We start from the raw sequence: 17,789 nt of genomic DNA on the forward strand, positions 1-17,789 counted from the left end.
GATGCACGGGTTTCAGCACTCCTTGATGATTATTTCGGCCGCCCGTTCGGTGCGGTCTGTAACCGCGGCGCTTTGCGACGGGCCGATTCCTTCAATCCACAGAATTTCTCCGCCGCGTTCCAGAACCGCAAGTCTGCCGCGGCGAAACGGCGGAATTTTCCGTTCGTTTAATAATTTCTTCAAAGTTTTTGTGACTCCCCGCCCCGCGGGGCAAAACCGGTCGCCGGGCAGCCTGTTTCGAATAAAACTATTAGTATTCAATATTGTATCATAGTTGATTCGATTATTAAATAACAAATTATTAATTTTCTCATCATTTTTTCTCTTGAAAGATACCGGACGGATACAGATCGTCCTCCCGTCCGGAAGATAGGTATCCGGAAGCTGCAGCGGAACCCGCCACGGAACAGATCGCTCTTTTTCGGAATGAACAAAAAGAGTATTGCCGTTTGAAAGGCATTGTATTCCACCGGGAAGGGTCATATTCCCGCGCTCGGTACGGATCATTGCCATGACAGAAGCAACATGGTTATAATCGAGACGGGCTTTGGTCTGCTTCCGAACCGCCAGAAAAATCATACGGGAAAGGATGGAATCAGGCTGTTCCTTTAACTTTCGGATGGAATAGCCGCCGCAGACGTCGATTGATTGTTCCAGCCCGGTCCGTGCGATTTTCTGTAAATATTCCTCATCCTGCCGAAGCAGGCACGCGGCTCTGAAAAACGCCTGTTCAAAGCCGGGGTTCAGTTCCCGAAAAACAGGCGTCACGCCGTGACGGATACGGTTGCGCGCAAATTCTTCCGAAAGGTTTGAACTGTCCGTGACAAAGTCGAGGCCGTAATAACGGCAATAGGCCTCCACTTCTTCTCTTGTCACGCGAATCAGCGGACGCACGATTTCATTTCTGACCGGGGGAATCCCGGAAAGCCCCCGCGGCCCGGTCCCCTTCGCAAGATTCATCAGCGCTGTTTCGGCGCTGTCGGTCAGGGTGTGGGCGGTGGCGATCCGGCCGGCCGGCCCGCAAAGGCTGCGGAAAAAAGTATAGCGGACGTTCCGCCCGCATTCTTCCAATCCCTGTGAACTTTTTTTGGCCAGCGCCGAAATGTCGGCATGAAAGACCTTCAAGCCGACATGATTCGCCGAACACCACGCGGCGACAAACGCCTCCTCCGCGTCAGACTCCGCGCCGCGAAGGCCGTGGTTGACGTGGGCGGCGGTCAGGATCATTCCGTGCTTTCTGGAATAGCCGAGCAGAAAGTGCACCAGTGCCATGGAATCGGCGCCGCCCGAAAATCCGACGACAATCTGACAGCCTTCGGGCAGCATTTTTTCTTCCAAAATGGTATCTTCAATTTTCTGTTCCAGTTTTTTCATCCGGTCATTCACTGCGAACAACCTCCTGGGCGGTAAAGCGCATAAATTCGCCCTGCCAGTGCAGCGGCACCGTTTTGGTCTGACCATGACGGTTTTTGGCAACGATGCACTCGCTCTGGTTGCGGTCCCCGTCTTCCGAAGGCCCGCCGGTATCCTGATAGTATTCGTCCCGATATAAAAACAGGACGATATCCGCGTCCTGCTCAATGGATCCGGAATCGCGCAAGTCCGAAAGAACGGGGCGGTGATTGGTCCGTTTTTCGCTGTCACGGGCCAGCTGAGAAAGCGTCAGCACGGGCACGTTCAGTTCCTTCGCCATAATTTTCAGGTTTCTGGTAATCTGAGAAATTTCCTGTACGCGATTGTCAATTCTCATGGACGCGGTCATTAACTGCAGATAATCGATCACAACCAGGTCGACGTCGCGCAGCCGCCGCAGTTTCGCCTTGATTTCCGGCACGGTGATGCTGGGGTTGTCGTCAAAGTACAGCTGCGCTTTTGAAAGAATATCGCCGGCTTCAATCAGGCGAACCCATTCGTCCTCGCCCAGCTTTCCCGTACGCAGCTTTGTCCCCTCGACCAGCGCTTCCGTGGATAAAAGGCGGGAAACAAGCTGCTCGTTGCTCATTTCCAGAGAGAAAAAAGCGACGCGCTTTTTTGCCTTAAGCGCCGCGTGGCGGGCAATATTCAGGGCAAAGCTGGTTTTGCCCATGCCGGGGCGAGCGCCGAGCAGGATAAAATCGGAACGATTCAAGCCCGTGATGGTCTCGTCCAATTCCCGTATCCCGGTCGGAACTCCTTTATACAGGTCAGCGTCCGGAGAATTGAGAAGATCCAGACGGTCGAATTCATTGACAATGATCTCGTCGATCCGCTGCAGGCCCTGCATGTTTTTGCCGCGCCGGATGTCGAAAATACGCTGTTCCGCGCTGTCAAGCAAAGTCGCGGAATCAGCGGCGCCGGAAGAGGCTTCTTCAACAATGTCGCGCGCCGTTGTGATCAGCGTGCGAATGTCGTATTTATCACGGACGATTTTGGCGTAGGTCTCCACATTTGAAATAGAGGGCACCAGCTGCGCCAGCTGAAGGAGATAGGTTTTTCCACCGTTTTCCTCAAAGCCTTCCGTCTGCCGCAGCTTTTCCAGCAGCGTGATAAAATCCACCGGTCGGCCCTGAGTGAACAGTTCCAGCATAGAGGAATAGATCAGGCTGTTGTTGGTCTGGTAAAAATATTCCGGACGGGGAAGGATTTCCGCGACGCGGTCCAGACAGGAAGAATCCAGCAAAACCGCGCCGAGCACGGACTGTTCCGCTTCCGGACTGAACGGCAAATTCAGGCCTGCATAGGCGCCGGTTTGCATCGGTTCCATTTTACTTCCCCCTTTTTAAATTTCGGCGTTTTATATCCGTTTATTGCTGTTCCCCAACCAAAACATAAATTTTGGCGGTTACTCCGGAATACAGCTTTACCTCGCACTCATAGGTACCGAACGCCCGGATATCTCCATCCAGTGCGATCTTGCGTTTATCAACATCCACATGGAAGCTCTTCTTCAGTTCGTCGGCCACCTCTTTCGCCGTAATGGAACCGAAAAGCCTTCCTCCCTGTCCCGCTTTTGCAAACAGGCGCACTGTTTTTCCGCTGATGGAAGCAGCGGCGGCCTGAGCGTCTTCCATTTCTTTCTGAATACGCCATTTTTTGGCGGATTCGGCGCTTTTCAGCTCGCTCATTACCTGCGCGTTCGCTTCTTTCGCCAGCTTGCGCGGAAGGAGAAAATTCCTGGCGTAACCGTCGCTGACCTGAATCAGCTCTCCCCTCTTGCCGCTGCCTTTCACGTCCTGAAGTAATACTACTTTCATCGGGTACCTCCTTATGACTTTTCGTTCGTATGATTGGATGCTTTCTCTGTAAAATCGCGGATCGCCGCGATGAGCCGGTCACGGGCCTCGGATACCGAAAGGCCGCTCAGCTGAGCGCCCGCCATGGTCAGATGGCCGCCGCCGCCCAGAGTCTCCATAATCAGCTGAACATTGACGTCCCCAAGGGAACGGGCCGAAATATTGATGACGTCCCCCGCCGGGAACAGCACAAAGGACGCCTCAATTCCCTGAATGGAAAGCAGCTCGTCGGCTGCCTGCGCGGATGCGATCCGAATATCCGGAAACTCATGTTCCGTGGAAGCCACGGCGAAGCGGCCGAATATTTCCGCATTGGAAACAATTTTATATTTTGCCTTGTAAGCGTCGATGGAATCGGAAAACATACGCTTGACGCTGACCGTATCGGCTCCCTTCCGGCGCAGATACGCCGCCGCCTCAAACGTACGTGCCCCCGTTTTCAGCACAAAATTCTTAGTGTCCAGCATGATGCCGGAAAGCAAAGCCTCCGCTTCCGTCTGGGTCAGCTTGCTGTCCCCGATATACTGCAGAAGATCCGTCACCATTTCACAGGTGGAGCTGGCATACGGTTCGTGGAAAAAAACCAGGGCGTTTTCGATGTGGCGAACCATCATTCGATGGTGGTCTATGACCACCACGCGCGGCACCGTCTTCAAAAGCTCGGCACTCTCAACGAAATCCTGAGAATGCGTATCGACAACCACAAGCATACTTCTTGATGTTGCGAGCATCTGCGCTTCCTGCGGCGACATAAAGATCTTTTCGTCGGGATACGCGTTTTGAAGTGCGGTAATCTGCGGGGAGGCAAGGCTCTGCGTCAGATTCAACACGATATAGGAAGGGCGGCGCAGCGTTTTGCAGGCTACGTTCCACATTCCGATCGCCGCGCCGACGCAGTCCAGATCGGAATATTTATGCCCCATGACAAAAACTACGTCGCTTTCTTTGATATCGTCCGAGATGGACGCCGCGAAAACACGAGTGCGAACGGAGTCTCTCTTTTCCACCCCGTTGGACAGGCCCCCGAAAAACTCGTATGTATCGTTGGCCTGCTTGACCGCGACCTGATCTCCGCCGCGCCCAAGGGCCATGTTCAAAGCGTTTCTGGCCCAGTCGTCCGCTTCCTGCAGAGTTTTTGCTCCGCGGGCCACGCCGACCGAGACCGTCGCGCTCAGCCGGTCTCCCGCCTTGATGGCGCGCACGGAATCAAGAACCGGAAACCGTTTTTTCATCTCCGTCCGCAGGTGCGCTTCGTCGGTCAAAATCAGATACCGCCCGCTGCTCATGCGTTTCAGAAAACCGCCCAGCCCCTGCGCCCAGCGAGCCAGTACTTCTTCCACTTCCGAAGCAATTCTTGTTTCTTCACTGGAGCTGGAATCCCGGGTCAGCTCCTCCCGGTTGTCAAAGCTGGCCAGCATGACTATGGTACGGCTTTCCTCATAATTGCGGCTGATCTCCTGAAAAGCCGTGTCGTCAAGAAAGTACAGGACGCTTCCCGCTTCTGTCCGAATGCCGAACACCGTATATTGTCGGGAGCCAAACGTAACCTCCGTGCCGCCGGCTGAAAGAACCTGTTCCGTTGTTGCGGGATAAATAAATTTGAGAATGTTATCGCCGCGGCATTCCCGGTTCGCGCTGACCTGATCAAGAAACATGTCGTTAACCCAGATGATGTCTCCCGCTTCGCCAATCACCGCAACAGGAAGCGCAAACTGACGCAGGGAACGATACCTGTCGCCGGTTAAAACTTCCCCCACGCTTTTGAAGGCGAAGGCGATATGCGCTTTAAAATGCCTGTTGGCAATCAGCACGGCTGCAATGGACGCAACCGCGAGAGTGATTTCCGCTGTAAAAACAACGATGTTCCAAAACCAGCTGATACCGGCCGTCAGCAGCAAAACTGCTGAAATGACAAAAAAGACAGGAGAAGAAGCCCATACTTTTCGTTTCAAACTGATTACCCCTTAAAACCGATCCGGGATGACTATACTTCCATAATAATCGGCAGAATCATCGGGCTGCGGCGCGTACGATTGTAGAGAAGACGGGACAGCTCGTCTTTAATCCGAGTTTTCAGTGTTCCCCAGTCGTGAATTTTGTTCTCCGCGCATTCCTGCAAAACGGATGAAACCAGATCACGGGCCTCGTCGATCAGCGGTTCGGATTCACGGACATAGACAAAGCCGCGGGATACAACATCCGGGCCGGAAATGATGTGACCATCCGTGCAGGAAATGGTGCAGACAACCACAATCAGCCCGTCTTCGGCAAGGTGCTTGCGGTCCCGCAGAACAATACTTCCCACATCGCCGACGCCCAAGCCGTCTACCAGAATCCGACCGGCCGGAACCGGAGCAAGGCGTTTCATATAATCCTCGTTAAGCTCGACAACGTCGCCGTTATCGCCGATAAAGACGTCTTTCGGGTCCCTCCCCATGGCATAGGACAAGTCCGCGTTTTTCCGCAGCATCTTCTGTTCGCCGTGAACCGGAATAAAATATTTCGGCTTTACGATTCCCTGCATCAGTTTGAGTTCTTCCTGACAGGCGTGGCCCGAAACATGCACTTCATACATGGATTCGTAAACAACGCGGCATCCGCGCTTCATCAGCTCGTCGATCACATTTCCGATTGTTTTTTCATTTCCGGGAATCGGGCGAGCGGAAATGATGATAAAGTCGCCCGGACCTACTTCCACTTTGCGGTGGTCGGCAAATGCCATGCGGGTCAGGGCGCTCATCGGTTCTCCCTGACTTCCGGTTGTAACCAGAACGATCTGTTCCTTCGGATAACGGTTGATCATGTCAATGTCGATCAGCACTCCCTGCGGGACGTCGAGATATCCAAGCTCCACGCCGATCGTCATGACATTAACCATACTTCTGCCGGACAGAGCCACTTTGCGCCCGTATTTAACCGCGCAGTTAATGATCTGCTGAACGCGGCTCACATTGGAGGCGAAGGTTGCAATGATAATACGGCTGTCCTGCGCGCGTTTGAACAGCATGTCGAAGGAGCTGTCGACACTTTTTTCCGACTTTGTAAAGCCCGGCCGCTCCGCATTGGTGGAATCGGAGAACAGGGCCAGGACGCCCTCGTTGCCAAGCTGAGCAAGACGACCCAAATCAATCATTTTACCCATCGCGGGTGTACAGTCGATTTTAAAATCGCCCGTGTGGACGACGACTCCGGCCGGGGAATGAATAGCAACGGCAACCGCGTCGGGAACGGAGTGGTTGACATGGATAAATTCGATATCCATGCAGCCAAGCTGCGCGTGCTCGCCCGGCTGGACGACAACAGCCTTCACGGAATTCTGAAGGCCGTGTTCCTTTAATTTGCTGTTGATCAGCGCAAGTGTAAACGGCGTGCCGTAAATCGGAAGATTCACCTTTTTCAGCAGATAAGGCAGTGCTCCGATATGGTCCTCATGGCCGTGGGTTAAAATAATGCCGCGGATGTTTTCGGCGTTGCGTTCCACAAATGTGAAGTCCGGAAGCACAAGATCAACGCCCAGCATATCACCGTCCGGAAAAGCCATGCCGCAGTCCACGATCACCATATCGTTTTCGCATTCAAACAGCGTAAAGTTTTTGCCGACTTCGTTCAATCCGCCGAGAAAATAGGCTTTGATCGACGGTTTCTTCTGATTCTGACGTCCCCTGCGTCCGCGTTTGCTCTTCTGTGCGGCGGCTTCTTTTTTCTCTCTTGCCGCCTGTTCCGTCAAATACTGCTGTACGGTTTTTTGAATCGCCGTAAGGGGCTGCTGCTTCGCACCGTTTTTCTGCCTTCCGCCGCGCTGCTTTTCTCCGTTCAGCGGACGGATTCCCTTCTTCTCCTTTGGTCCGGCCTGCTGCTGTCTATCGGCAGCAATTTGTTTTCCAGGAACCTGCTGCTTTCCATCGGCAGCAATCGGTTTTCCAGAAGCCTGCTGCTTTCCATCGGCAGCAATCGGTTTTCCAGGAGCCTGCTGGTTTGTCTGAGCAGGCTGGCGTGTCTGAGGCTGGCGTTCATTATTCTGGCGTTCCGTATTCTGACGTTCCCCGTTTTCCTGTGCAGCAGAGGGCTTTTGGGTGCTTCTTCGTCTGCCCTGTCTGGCTGCGGCGGGACGCTGCTGCTGCTCCTGCTTCTTCTGCACCGGAAGCTGAGGCGGCGTGATCTTCTGATAAAGTTCGGGACGTTTTTCCTTGCCGGCTTCGGTGTTTTGATTTTCAGCGCCTTGACGGCCAGCCGAGCTGCTAGTGCTCTTATTTAATTGTTTTTCTGTCACAAAATGACCTCCATCATATTTTGGGCACAACCATTAAAATCCGTCGACAATCGGGTCAAACGAATCTGGTTTACCTCTATTCATTTTACCTTTTACGCTGCACCGGGCCCGCGCAAAAATGTATTAAATGCTTCTCTATGTGCTAAATAAACGGGAATAACCCGTGAATCGCTGAATCCGGACACTAATATCTTATTTATTGTACCTTGATTCACAAAGACTGTCAATACAGTTTTCTTTCCGCAGACTTTATTATGACCAATCCTGCGCTCTCTAATCAAATGAAAGAAATGAAAAAACGTTTCATACCGTCTTTCCCCGCGATTTGTATGTGCCCCTCCTTTGTGCTATAATAACAGAAAAATCAAAGGACTTATGGTGATAGGATGAAGCGGGTTGAGATCTTTACGGACGGGTCGTGCAGCGGAAATCCCGGACCGGGCGGCTGGGGCGCGGTTCTGCGCTACGGCAGCCACGAAAAAAGGCTGAGCGGGGGCGAACGCGAAACCACAAATAATAGAATGGAGCTGACCGGCGTCATCGAGGCGCTGCGCCAGCTGCGCGAACCCTGCGAGGTGATCCTGACCAGCGATTCCCGCTACGTCTGCGATGCAATCACCAAGGGCTGGGCCATAGGATGGCAGAAACGCGGCTGGATCAAGGCCGACAAAAAGCCTGCTCTGAACAGCGATTTATGGGAAATCCTGCTCGGTCTTCTTGAGACGCACCATGTGACGGTCAACTGGGTAAAAGGGCATGCAGGACACCCTGAAAACGAACTTTGCGACCGCATGGCGGTCGCAGAAACAGAGAAGCATAAAAACGGAGGCACTGCAACATGATTTATGCGGATAACGCGGCGACGACTCCCGTCTCCGATTCCGTACTGCAGGCGATGCTTCCGTATTTTTCAAAGGAATTCGGAAATCCGTCCAGCCTGTACGCGTCGGGCCGCCGGGCAAAAAGAGCGCTCGAATCGGCAAGAGAAACCGTAGCCGACTGCTTAGACGCGCGTCCCGATGAAATTTTTTTCACTTCCGGCGGTTCTGAAAGCGACAACTGGGCGATTAAGATGTCAGCGAAAAAGGGGAAAGAAACCGGAAAGACGCACCTGATTACCTCTGAATTCGAACACCACGCGGTGCTGCATTCTCTTCGGTCACTGGAATCCGGCGGTTTCACGGTTTCGGCGCTGTCCGTCCATGAGGATGGAATCATAAGGCCGGAGGAATTAAAGGCCGCGCTCCGCCCGGAGACCGCGCTGGTAACCGTTATGACCGCAAATAATGAAATCGGAACCATTCAGCCGATTTCGGAAATCGGGGCTCTCTGCCGCGGCGCCGGCATCCCGTTGCACACGGACGCGGTTCAGGCGGCCGGAATTCTTCCTCTGGATGTAAAAGCGATGAATGTGGATTTTCTCTCTCTTTCCGCGCACAAATTTCACGGTCCGAAAGGCGTCGGCGCCCTTTATATCCGAAAGGGCGCCGGCATTTCCGGCCTGATGGACGGCGGCGCGCAGGAACGCGGCCTGCGCGCCGGCACGGAAAACGTCGCGGGAATTGTCGGGCTGGCTGTGGCCCTGAAGGAAGCCTGTGAAAACAGAAAAGCCTGTGCGGACCGTTTGACGGCCATGCGCGACAGGCTGATTCAAGGGGCGCTGAAAATTCCCGGCACAAGGCTGAACGGCGATCCCGTCAAACGCCTTCCGGGAAACGTGAACCTGAGCTTTGAGCAGGTGGAAGGAGAAGCCCTTCTTCTTCTGCTGGACCAAAACGGAATCTGCGCCTCCGCGGGCTCCGCCTGCACGGCCGGTTCGCTGGAGCCGAGCCATGTGCTGCGCGCGATCGGCCTTTCGGAACCGCTGGCGCACGGTTCCCTGCGCCTGACGCTTTCCTGTCAGAATACCGAAGCGGAAGTGGATGAGATTCTGCAGATTCTGCCAGACGTAATCATGCGGGTACGTTCGTTGTCTTCCCAGTAAGTTCGAAAGGTGGAACTGACTTATTTTGTCCGCTCCCTGTAAATCGGTTTATTTACCGAGCAGGGCGCGGACTTCTTTTTCTTTTGCAAACAGGGTGCATCCGCCCGCATGCTCCGCAGTTTCGATTCCGCTTTCCCGGATCTTTCTGAACAGTCCGGAGTCAAGTGCATGTTTCAGGCCGCCGGACAGAACGCTGGTGTCGGAAAACGGAGAGAACGGACAGGGCTCCGCGGCACCCATGGCGCTGATATGAAAGAACCCGCGCCCCGCCGCAAGACAGCCGCCCAGCGCTTTTTCGTCACCCGGAAAAGAGAGGAAGATGATCGAATGAAATTCTTCCCGCAGGCGGTCAAGCCTTTGCTCAAGCAAAATCCGTTCCCGCTCACCGGGCGCCAACTGTTCGGAGCCGGATTCGACCGGCACATATTCAACATAGAACACAAGGCCGCACCCGGCATGCTTAAGCAGGCGCAAATATTCCTGATCGGTAACTTGATATAAATTATTCTTTGTGACGGTAATGGACACTCCATAAAAAATACCGCGTTTTTTCAACTGCTCCATGGTTTCTGCGAGTTTGTCGTAAATTCCCTTGCCGCGCCTTAAATCCGTATTTTCCCTGTCTCCCTCAATGCTGAGAACCGGAATCAGATTTCGGCTGCAATCAAATCGATCCAGAAGTTCTCCCCGAACCAGCGTCCCGTTTGTGAAAACCGGAAAAATCAGATTCTGATGTGAAGCCGCCGCCGTCAGAATATCCGCCCGGGTCAAAGGCTCACCGCCGGCGAGCAGCAGAAAGGAAACTCCGAGTTCTTCGGCTTCACGGAAAATTTCGTCCCAGCGATCGGCGTCCATTTCATTTGCTGTTGGATGATCTATGCAGGAATGGTTTGCCCTCGCGTAGCACCCCGCGCAGTGAAGGTTGCATTTTTGGGTGATGCTGGCGATGAGAAACGGCGGAACATGGGTTCCGTTCTTTTCATAATTGCCGCGAAGCTCCGCCGCTTTTTTCTGTGCTGAGCCGGCATGAAGCAAGAACCTGCTTTCTTTCGGATTTCTCAGGCTGGCCCGCAGGGCGGATGAAATAATTTCGCCAATTGCTTGATTCATGTACTCCGCTAAATCAGTCATACTTTCGCCTCCGGTAAAAATAAGTCCATTTCCAGATCGATCAGAGTTTCACAGGCGCTTTCGTCGGTCAGATTGATCCCCGCATAACGCAGGAATGCGTCGGAACGGTAAAACACGAGCTGCAAAAAGGAAATCATCTGGTACGCAATGACTCTGCATTCCACTTCGCTTTTTTTCGTTCCGAAATGTTTTCGCAGCAGGGGAAGAAGATAGACGGGGCTGACGATTTCATCTTCGAGCAGAATATGCGGAATAAAAATTTTCGAGAACCGCCGATAATGCAGTACCATTTGCGACAGATGAAGCAATATGTTCCGCAAAGCCTTTTTGGGGGATTCCATTGAATCCGGCGGGGCATAGAACCATTCCGCTTCCGATTCAATCACCTTGCCTACCGCCTCTGTCAGCAGCTCATCCTTTGATCCGAAATAATAATTGATCATCGCTGCGTTCGTCCCGGCGGCTGCGGCAATTTGGCGGGATGTAATTCCCGTCGGATCCTCGCTTTCGCGCAGCAGGTCCGACGCCGCTGAAATCAGCTGGCTTTTCAGGTCTTCTTTCTCCTTCATGTCTCCTCCTGTTAAACGTGTTTAAAACATGTTCATATACTATTCCCCTTTTCCTCTTTTGTCAAGCGAATTTCCGGACTTTTTGAAGATGTTATGATATACTGAAAGCAAATGAAAATCGGAGGGATCGATATGGCTAAATTTGAAAAACTCGTAAACGGGGATTTTGAGTCAATTATTTCGACTCTGGAAAATGATATTCTTCAAAGCGGAGTCAGCATGAATCTTGTGGATGAAAGCAACTATCAGTCCGGGGGAACAAAAGTTGCCGTTCGGGTTTACGACAAATATTTTATGAGAAACGGCAATCGGGCAAGCCTGAGTCTAACCGTAGCGGGTGCTGATCGCAGTGTATTCATTGCCGCGATCGGAGCCGGGGGCGGCTCCGGTGTGTTTTTGAATTTCAGTCTTGGCGCGGAAACGGAGCTGACGGATCTTGTCGCGGACAGTGTGCGGCGCATGGGGCTCTAGGCTTGTAAAGCTCTCACATGAGAAAAGGCCCGGCATACCATTCGGTATGCCGGGCCTCAGATTCATATTGATACAAATTATTTGCGGGCAGCCATTGCTTTCTTGACTTCTTCCGTAAGAAGAGGAAGAACTTTAAGGGCATCGCCGACAACACCGAAGTCCGCAACTTCAAACATCGGTGCGCCTTCGTCCTTGTTGATGGCCACAATAACATCGGACTCTTCCATACCGGCCAGGTGCTGAATTGCACCGGAGATGCCGCAGGCAAGATAGAGGTTCGGGCGAACCGTTTTTCCGGTCTGACCGACCTGAATATCTTTTTCCACCCAACCCGCATCGACGCAGGCTCTGGAAGAGCTGACGGTTCCACCGATAGCATCCGCGAGATTCTCAAGTAGCTTGAAGTTCTCCGGGCAGCCCATGCCGCGGCCGCCGGATACCAGAATCTTCGCGTCCTGGATATCCATCTTCTGTGATTCTTTCTTGATGACTTCCAGAATCTGAACATCCTTTTCGGAAGCGGGAATTTCCATGTCAATCGAGTCAGTCGGAGCGGAAGCGCCGTCGATCGGCTTAATTTTCTGCATGACGCCCGGGCGGACCGTCGCCATCTGAGGACGATAATCCGGGCATATGATGGTTGCCATGATGTTTCCGCCGAATGCGGGACGGGTCATTCTCAGGTTCTTTGTGCCGTCGTCTGCAACGTCAAGCTTCGTGCAGTCCGCGGTCAGACCGGTACGGACTCTGGCGGCCACACGCGGAGCGAGGTCACGGCCGATTGCGGTAGCACCGTAAAGAACCACGGCGGGTTTGTACTTTTCAATGATATGGCACATGCAGTATGCATACGGCTTTGTGGAATAAAGCTCTAAGTCCTTGTTGTCGACCATGATGATCTTATCGGCGCCGTAGCTTGCCAGGTCCTTGCAAAGGCCGGAAACATGGTAGCCCAGCAGAACCGCGGTAACTTCCGTTTCCATATCTTTTGCAAGCTCTTTCGCTTTGCCGAGCAGTTCATGGGAAACGCCGGCCACCTGACCGTCGACCTGCTGGATAAATACATATATGCCTTTATATTCCTGAATATCCATGTAGCTCACCACTTTCAACTATATAATGAATTTTTCTCTGAGCTTTTCGAGTATGTACTCGGCCGCTTCCTGAGGATTCAGATTATTGACAACGGTACCCGCAGCTTTCGCGCTCTTAGTAAAGGTCTTCACGACATGAGTCGGAGAGCCCTTCAGGCCGAGGCAGCTGTCGTCCACATCGAGGTCCTTGCGGGTAATGACCTTGATCTCTTTCTGATAAGCGTCGAAAATTCCGCCCGGGGTCATGTAACGGGGCTCGTTCAGTTCGCTCAGAGCGGTAATCAGGCACGGCATTTTGGCTTTGATGATGTGATAGCGGTCTTCAAACTGCCGCTTCACAATCACAGAGTCGCCTTCTACCTTAATGTCTTCCGCATAGCTGATGTTGGTAAGGTTCAGGTTCTCGGAAATCTGCGGGCCAACCTGGGCGGTATCGCCGTCGATTGCCTGACGGCCCGTAATAATCAGATCATAATCCATGGTTTTGAGCGCAGCGGCAATCGTGTAAGCGGTAGCCCATGTATCGGCGCCCCCGAAAGCGCGGTCCGTTACAAGCACGGCATCATCCGCGCCCATGGCAAGCGCTTCACGCAGAGCGGCATCCGCCTGCGGCGGACCCATGGAAAGAACGGTGATATGTGCGCCCTTCGCGTCCTTCAGGCGAAGAGCCGCCTCCAGACCGGCCTTATCATCCGGGTTGATGATGGACGGCACGCCCTCGCGGATCAGGGTGCCGGTTTTGGGATCCAGCTTCACTTCATTGGTATTCGGTACCTGCTTTATGCAAACGACAATATTCAACGAATTTCCCTCCTTAGAGTTTCCGCCTTACTTCAAGGCATATTTGGAAATGACCATCTTCTGAACTTCGCTGGTGCCCTCGTAGATCTCGGTGATCTTCGCGTCGCGCATCATGCGTTCCACCGGGTACTCGCGTGTGTAGCCGTAGCCGCCGTGCAGCTGTACGCAGCGAGTGGTCACATCCATCGCAACGGTTGCGCAGTAAAGTTTAGCCTCAGCCGCTTCAAGCGAAACACTCTTCTGGTGATCTTTAGCAACGGCAGCTTTATAAAGGAGCAGCTGCGCAGCCTGGATCTTGGTGTACATGTCGGCGATTTCAAACTGAGTGTTCTGGAACTTTGAAAGAGGACGGCCGAACTGCTTTCTTTCCTTAACGTATTTCACAGTTTCGTTCAAAGCGCCTTCCGCGAGGCCGAGCGCCTGAGCCGCGATGCCGATGCGTCCGCCGTCCAGCGTCGTCATGGCGACAACAAACCCCTTGCCTTCCTGACCGAGCAGATTTTCTTTCGGAACGATGCAGTTTTCGAAAATCAGTTCGCAGGTTGCGGAACCACGGATGCCCATCTTCTTTTCCTTCTTGCCGATGGAAAAGCCCGGGAAATCCTTTTCGACAATAAACGCGGTAATGCCGTGGTTGCCGGCGCTCTTGTCGGTCATGGCAAAGATTACATAAACATCGGCGTAGCCAGCGTTGGTGATGAAGATCTTGCTGCCATTGATCACATAGTGGTCGCCGTCAAGAACCGCCTTGGTCTGCTGCGCGGAAGAATCGGTGCCCGCGTTCGGCTCCGTCAGGCCGAAAGCGCCCAGCCATTCGCCGGAGGTCAGTTTCGGTATGTATTTCTCCTTTTGCTCCGCCGTGCCGTATTTGTAAATCGGCCAAGTGCAAAGTGAGGTGTGGGCGGAAAGCATTGTGCTGGAGGTGCAGCATACCTTCGCCACCTCTTCCACGCACATTGCATAGGTCAGCGTATCGCAGCCCTGACCGCCCATCTCCTTCGGATAAGGGATTCCCATAAAGCCGTACTGACGGAATTTTTCAAGCGCCTCCTTCGGAAAGCGTTCGTTCTCATCCACGTCCTGCGCATATGGTTTTATTTCTTTTTCCGCAAAGTCCCTAAAGAGAGTGCGGGCCATTTCATGTTCTTTACTCAGTTGAAAGTCCATACTCGTTCCTCCAAATTCATATTAGCTTTGCCAGAGTCACTTGCTGTAATCGTAAAAGCCCTTGCCGGTTTTTCTGCCGAGCAAACCGCCGCGAACCATTTTCCTGAGCAGCGGATGCGGGCGGTATTTCGGGTCGCCCGTCTCATTTTGAAGAACTTCCATAACCGCAAGAACGATGTCGAGGCCGATCAGATCGCCCAGAGCCAGAGGGCCCATCGGGTGATTCGCGCCGAGCTTCATCGCGGTGTCGATGTCCTCGGCGGCGGCCGTCCCGTCGGCGTAAATGCCGACCGCTTCATTGATCATAGGAACAAGAATACGGTTTACGACAAATCCGGCGGCCTCTTTGACCTGTACCGGCGTCTTGCCGATCTCCGCCGAAATCGCCTTGACCTTTTCCACTGTGGAAGCGGGAGTCGTAATGCCGGCGATCACCTCAACCAGCTTCATGACCGGAGCAGGATTGAAGAAATGCATGCCGCAGACCGCCCGGTCAAGGCCGCTGGAGATTTCCGTAATGGAAAGGGAAGACGTATTTGTCGCAAAAATGCAGTCTTTTTTGCAGATGCTTTCCAAATCCTTGAACAGTGCCTTTTTGACGTCCATGCGTTCCAGAGCCGCTTCAACGATCAAATCGCAGTCCGAAACAATTTCTTTGGTGCCGGTCGTGATTTTTGCGAGAATCGCGTCCGCCTTAGCCTGTTCCATTTTCCCTTTGGAAACGGCTCTGTACAGCGTCTTCTCAATCTTTTTTTTGCCGCCTGCAGCCAGCTCTGCGTTAATATCACAAAGCTTTACGGAATAATTCTCTGTCTGAGCGAATGCCTGAGCAATTCCGGAGCCCATTGTCCCCGCACCAATAACGCCAACGATCATAGAAAAAACCCCCTTATATATTTTTACAATCAAAAATCATTCGTTGATAAACGGATCCGGCTTTCTCTTTTCGCAGAAAGCGGTCATCGCATTTTTCTGGTCCTTGGTATCCAGGCAAAAGCTGAACAGCTCCGCTTCCAAGGACACAGCCGAGTCAATATCCATCTGCAGACCGAGGTTAATCGCTTTTTTGCACTGGCGAACCGCGATCGGAGCGTTCCGCGCGATTTTCCCGGCCAGCTTTATGCATTCTTCCATCAGCTGATCCGCCGGATATACCGCGTTGACCAAACCGATTTTCAGCGCCTCTTCGGCTTTGACCTTGCCACAGGTATAAATCAGTTCCTTTGCCTTGCCGACGCCGATTGTGCGCGCCAGGCGCTGTGTTCCTCCAAAGCCGGGCGTAATGCCGAGGCCGGCTTCCGGCTGCCCGAACAAAGCGTTTTCGGACGCAATGCGGATGTCGCAGCTGAGCGAAAGCTCGCAGCCTCCGCCCAGCGCAAAACCGTTGACGGCCGCAATGACGGGGACCGGCAGGCTTTCAATCTTGCGGAACACATCATTGCCGCGCTTGCTGAACGCCCGGCCCTGTTCCTTCGTCATCGTGCTCATCGCGCCGATGTCCGCTCCGGCGACAAAGGCCTTCTGGCCGGCGCCGGTAATAATCACGCAGCGAGTTTTCCCAAGGTCAATCGCGTCGACCACTGCCTCCAGATCGGCAAGGACTTCGGTGTTGAGGGCATTCAGGGCCTTTTCTCGGTCAATGGTAACGACCCCGACCAGATCCTTCTGCTCATATTTCACATACCCCATCTTCATTGCCTTCTTTCCTAAAATGTTTCAGGTTTGATGACTGGTTAGCCTTCCATTTTAACAATGGTGGCAACGCCCATGCCGCCGCCGACGCAAAGAGTCGCAAGGCCCAGCTCATTCTTTCTCCTCTTCATTTCATAAAGCAGGGTGGTAAGGATACGCGCGCCGGAGCATCCGACCGGATGGCCGAGAGAAATCGCGCCGCCGTTTACGTTCGTCTTGTCCATATCAAACTTCAGATCGTGCGCAACCGCAAGGGTCTGCGCCGCAAACGCCTCGTTGGCTTCCACCAAATCCATGTCCGAAACGGTCATGCCGGTTTTCGCCATGATCTTTTTTGTTGCCTCAATCGGGCCAAGTCCCATGTAAGCCGGATCGACGCCTGCCCACGAGCCCGCAACCCACGTTGCCAGAGGCTTCACGCCAAGTTCTTTCGCTTTTTCTTCCGACATGATAACAACTGCGGAACCGCCGTCGTCAATTCCGGAAGCGTTTCCGGCCGTAACGGTTCCGTCTGGTTTGAATGCCGGCTTCAGCTTTGCAAGGGTTTCCACGGTCGTGCCGGGACGAATGTCCTCGTCCGTATCGAACAGGACCGTCTGCTTCCTCATTTTAACTTCCATCGGGATGATTTCTTCCTTGAATTTGCCCTCTTTTAACGCTTTTTCGGCACGGTTCTGACTCATTGCGCCATATTCATCCTGCATCTGACGGGTAATTCCGTATTTCTCCGCGACGTTTTCCGCCGTAATCCCCATGTGATAATGGTTGAATGTGTCCTCAAGGCCATCGTAAATCAGGGAGTCGACCAGTTTGCCGTCGCGCATACGATAACCGAATCTTGCGTTTTTCAGCAGATATGGGGTGCTGGACATGTTCTCGATACCGCCCGCAACAATGACATCCGCTTCGCCGGCCGTAATCATTGCCGCAGCGACATTGATGCTTTTCAAACCGGAACCGCACATATTATTCAGAGTAAAAGCCGGTACCGGAATCGGAATGCCCGAGCCGACAGAGACCTGACGCGCAATGTTCTGGCCAACACCGGCCTGGTAAACGCAGCCGAGAATGACTTCATCCACCTGATCCGGCGAGATACCGGCGCGTTTCATGGATTCCTTTACAACCGTCGTGCCGATATCGACCAAAGGCACACCGGAGAGAGTCCCACCAAATTTACCGATTGCCGTACGGCAAGCACCTGCTAAAACGATTTTCCTTGACATAGGTTTTTCCTCCTTAAAATTCCAATAAAAATTTCCGAACTGCTGTTTACAACAGACTATGTTAAATATATCACAATATACCCCGAGTTGCAAGGCTAGGTTTGAAAAAATT

16 protein-coding genes are annotated in these 17,789 nt (G+C 53.1%); 3 read left to right on the forward strand and 13 right to left on the reverse strand.

What is annotated here, in order from left to right:
* Positions 1-12: 12 nt before the first annotated feature.
* From tilS to HCR03_RS03660, 5 genes are read right to left on the reverse strand one after another with little or no spacing between them, the layout of a single operon-like run.
* Positions 13-1,386, reverse strand: coding sequence for a tRNA lysidine(34) synthetase TilS (gene tilS, locus HCR03_RS03640; RefSeq protein WP_187036684.1), 1,374 nt, complete (start codon positions 1,384-1,386; stop codon positions 13-15).
* On the reverse strand, positions 1,379-2,743 hold the full coding sequence (dnaB, locus tag HCR03_RS03645; RefSeq protein WP_066644051.1) for a replicative DNA helicase: 1,365 nt from the start codon (positions 2,741-2,743) through the stop codon (positions 1,379-1,381). Before dnaB ends, tilS begins: the two co-directional genes overlap by 8 nt.
* Positions 2,744-2,783: 40 nt before the next feature.
* Complete coding sequence (rplI, locus tag HCR03_RS03650) at positions 2,784-3,233, reverse strand: 50S ribosomal protein L9 (protein WP_066644050.1); 450 nt, start codon at positions 3,231-3,233, stop codon at positions 2,784-2,786.
* A gap of 11 nt (positions 3,234-3,244) precedes the next feature.
* Positions 3,245-5,224 (reverse strand): DHH family phosphoesterase, encoded by a 1,980-nt coding sequence (locus HCR03_RS03655; RefSeq protein ID WP_187036687.1) that lies wholly within the window; start codon positions 5,222-5,224, stop codon positions 3,245-3,247.
* A gap of 32 nt (positions 5,225-5,256) precedes the next feature.
* Positions 5,257-7,542: an RNase J family beta-CASP ribonuclease gene (locus HCR03_RS03660; protein WP_228725088.1), complete on the reverse strand. Its 2,286-nt coding sequence runs from the start codon at positions 7,540-7,542 to the stop codon at positions 5,257-5,259.
* Between the two features lie 386 nt (positions 7,543-7,928).
* On the opposite strand from HCR03_RS03660, the gene rnhA reads away from it, so the two are divergent.
* Positions 7,929-8,384, forward strand: coding sequence for a ribonuclease HI (gene rnhA, locus HCR03_RS03665; protein WP_066644048.1), 456 nt, complete (start codon positions 7,929-7,931; stop codon positions 8,382-8,384).
* Positions 8,381-9,526, forward strand: coding sequence for a cysteine desulfurase family protein (locus tag HCR03_RS03670; RefSeq protein ID WP_156991393.1), 1,146 nt, complete (start codon positions 8,381-8,383; stop codon positions 9,524-9,526). The genes rnhA and HCR03_RS03670 overlap by 4 nt, the downstream gene beginning before the upstream one ends.
* A 48-nt stretch (positions 9,527-9,574) precedes the next feature.
* Here the strand turns inward: HCR03_RS03670 and HCR03_RS03675 are convergent, their stop codons facing one another.
* Both HCR03_RS03675 and HCR03_RS03680 read right to left on the reverse strand, forming a co-directional pair.
* Positions 9,575-10,657 (reverse strand): radical SAM/SPASM domain-containing protein, encoded by a 1,083-nt coding sequence (locus HCR03_RS03675; RefSeq protein ID WP_187036689.1) that lies wholly within the window; start codon positions 10,655-10,657, stop codon positions 9,575-9,577.
* On the reverse strand, positions 10,654-11,226 hold the full coding sequence (locus tag HCR03_RS03680; protein WP_066644045.1) for a TetR/AcrR family transcriptional regulator: 573 nt from the start codon (positions 11,224-11,226) through the stop codon (positions 10,654-10,656). The genes HCR03_RS03675 and HCR03_RS03680 overlap by 4 nt, the downstream gene beginning before the upstream one ends.
* 132 nt (positions 11,227-11,358) lie before the next feature.
* Between HCR03_RS03680 and HCR03_RS03685 the strand changes: the two genes are divergently transcribed.
* Positions 11,359-11,697, forward strand: a complete 339-nt coding sequence (locus tag HCR03_RS03685; RefSeq protein WP_066644044.1) for a DUF6054 family protein — start codon at positions 11,359-11,361, stop codon at positions 11,695-11,697.
* Between the two features lie 77 nt (positions 11,698-11,774).
* On the opposite strand, the gene HCR03_RS03690 is transcribed toward HCR03_RS03685, so the two are convergent.
* Genes HCR03_RS03690 through HCR03_RS03715 form a run of 6 tightly spaced genes read right to left on the reverse strand, consistent with a single transcriptional unit; the run spans position 11,775 to position 17,677 of the window.
* On the reverse strand, positions 11,775-12,791 hold the full coding sequence (locus tag HCR03_RS03690; RefSeq protein ID WP_066644043.1) for an electron transfer flavoprotein subunit alpha/FixB family protein: 1,017 nt from the start codon (positions 12,789-12,791) through the stop codon (positions 11,775-11,777).
* Between the two features lie 18 nt (positions 12,792-12,809).
* A complete protein-coding gene (locus HCR03_RS03695) occupies positions 12,810-13,592 on the reverse strand; it encodes an electron transfer flavoprotein subunit beta/FixA family protein (protein ID WP_066644042.1) in 783 nt (260 codons plus the stop codon).
* A gap of 27 nt (positions 13,593-13,619) precedes the next feature.
* A complete protein-coding gene (locus tag HCR03_RS03700; RefSeq protein WP_066644041.1) occupies positions 13,620-14,759 on the reverse strand; it encodes an acyl-CoA dehydrogenase in 1,140 nt (379 codons plus the stop codon).
* Positions 14,760-14,795: 36 nt separating this feature from the next.
* Positions 14,796-15,635 carry a 3-hydroxyacyl-CoA dehydrogenase family protein gene (locus HCR03_RS03705; protein ID WP_066644040.1) on the reverse strand — a complete coding sequence of 280 codons (840 nt, stop codon included), beginning with the start codon at positions 15,633-15,635 and terminating at the stop codon, positions 14,796-14,798.
* Between the two features lie 36 nt (positions 15,636-15,671).
* The gene (locus tag HCR03_RS03710; RefSeq protein ID WP_066644230.1) at positions 15,672-16,448 is read right to left on the reverse strand and encodes an enoyl-CoA hydratase-related protein; all 777 of its coding nucleotides are present in this window, start codon (positions 16,446-16,448) and stop codon (positions 15,672-15,674) included.
* Positions 16,449-16,492: 44 nt separating this feature from the next.
* Complete coding sequence (locus HCR03_RS03715) at positions 16,493-17,677, reverse strand: acetyl-CoA C-acetyltransferase (RefSeq protein WP_066644039.1); 1,185 nt, start codon at positions 17,675-17,677, stop codon at positions 16,493-16,495.
* Positions 17,678-17,789 lie beyond the last annotated feature (112 nt).

The sequence above is a fragment of the Caproicibacter fermentans genome, assembly GCF_014303955.1.
Taxonomy (GTDB): Bacteria; Bacillota; Clostridia; order Oscillospirales; family Acutalibacteraceae; genus Caproicibacter; species Caproicibacter fermentans.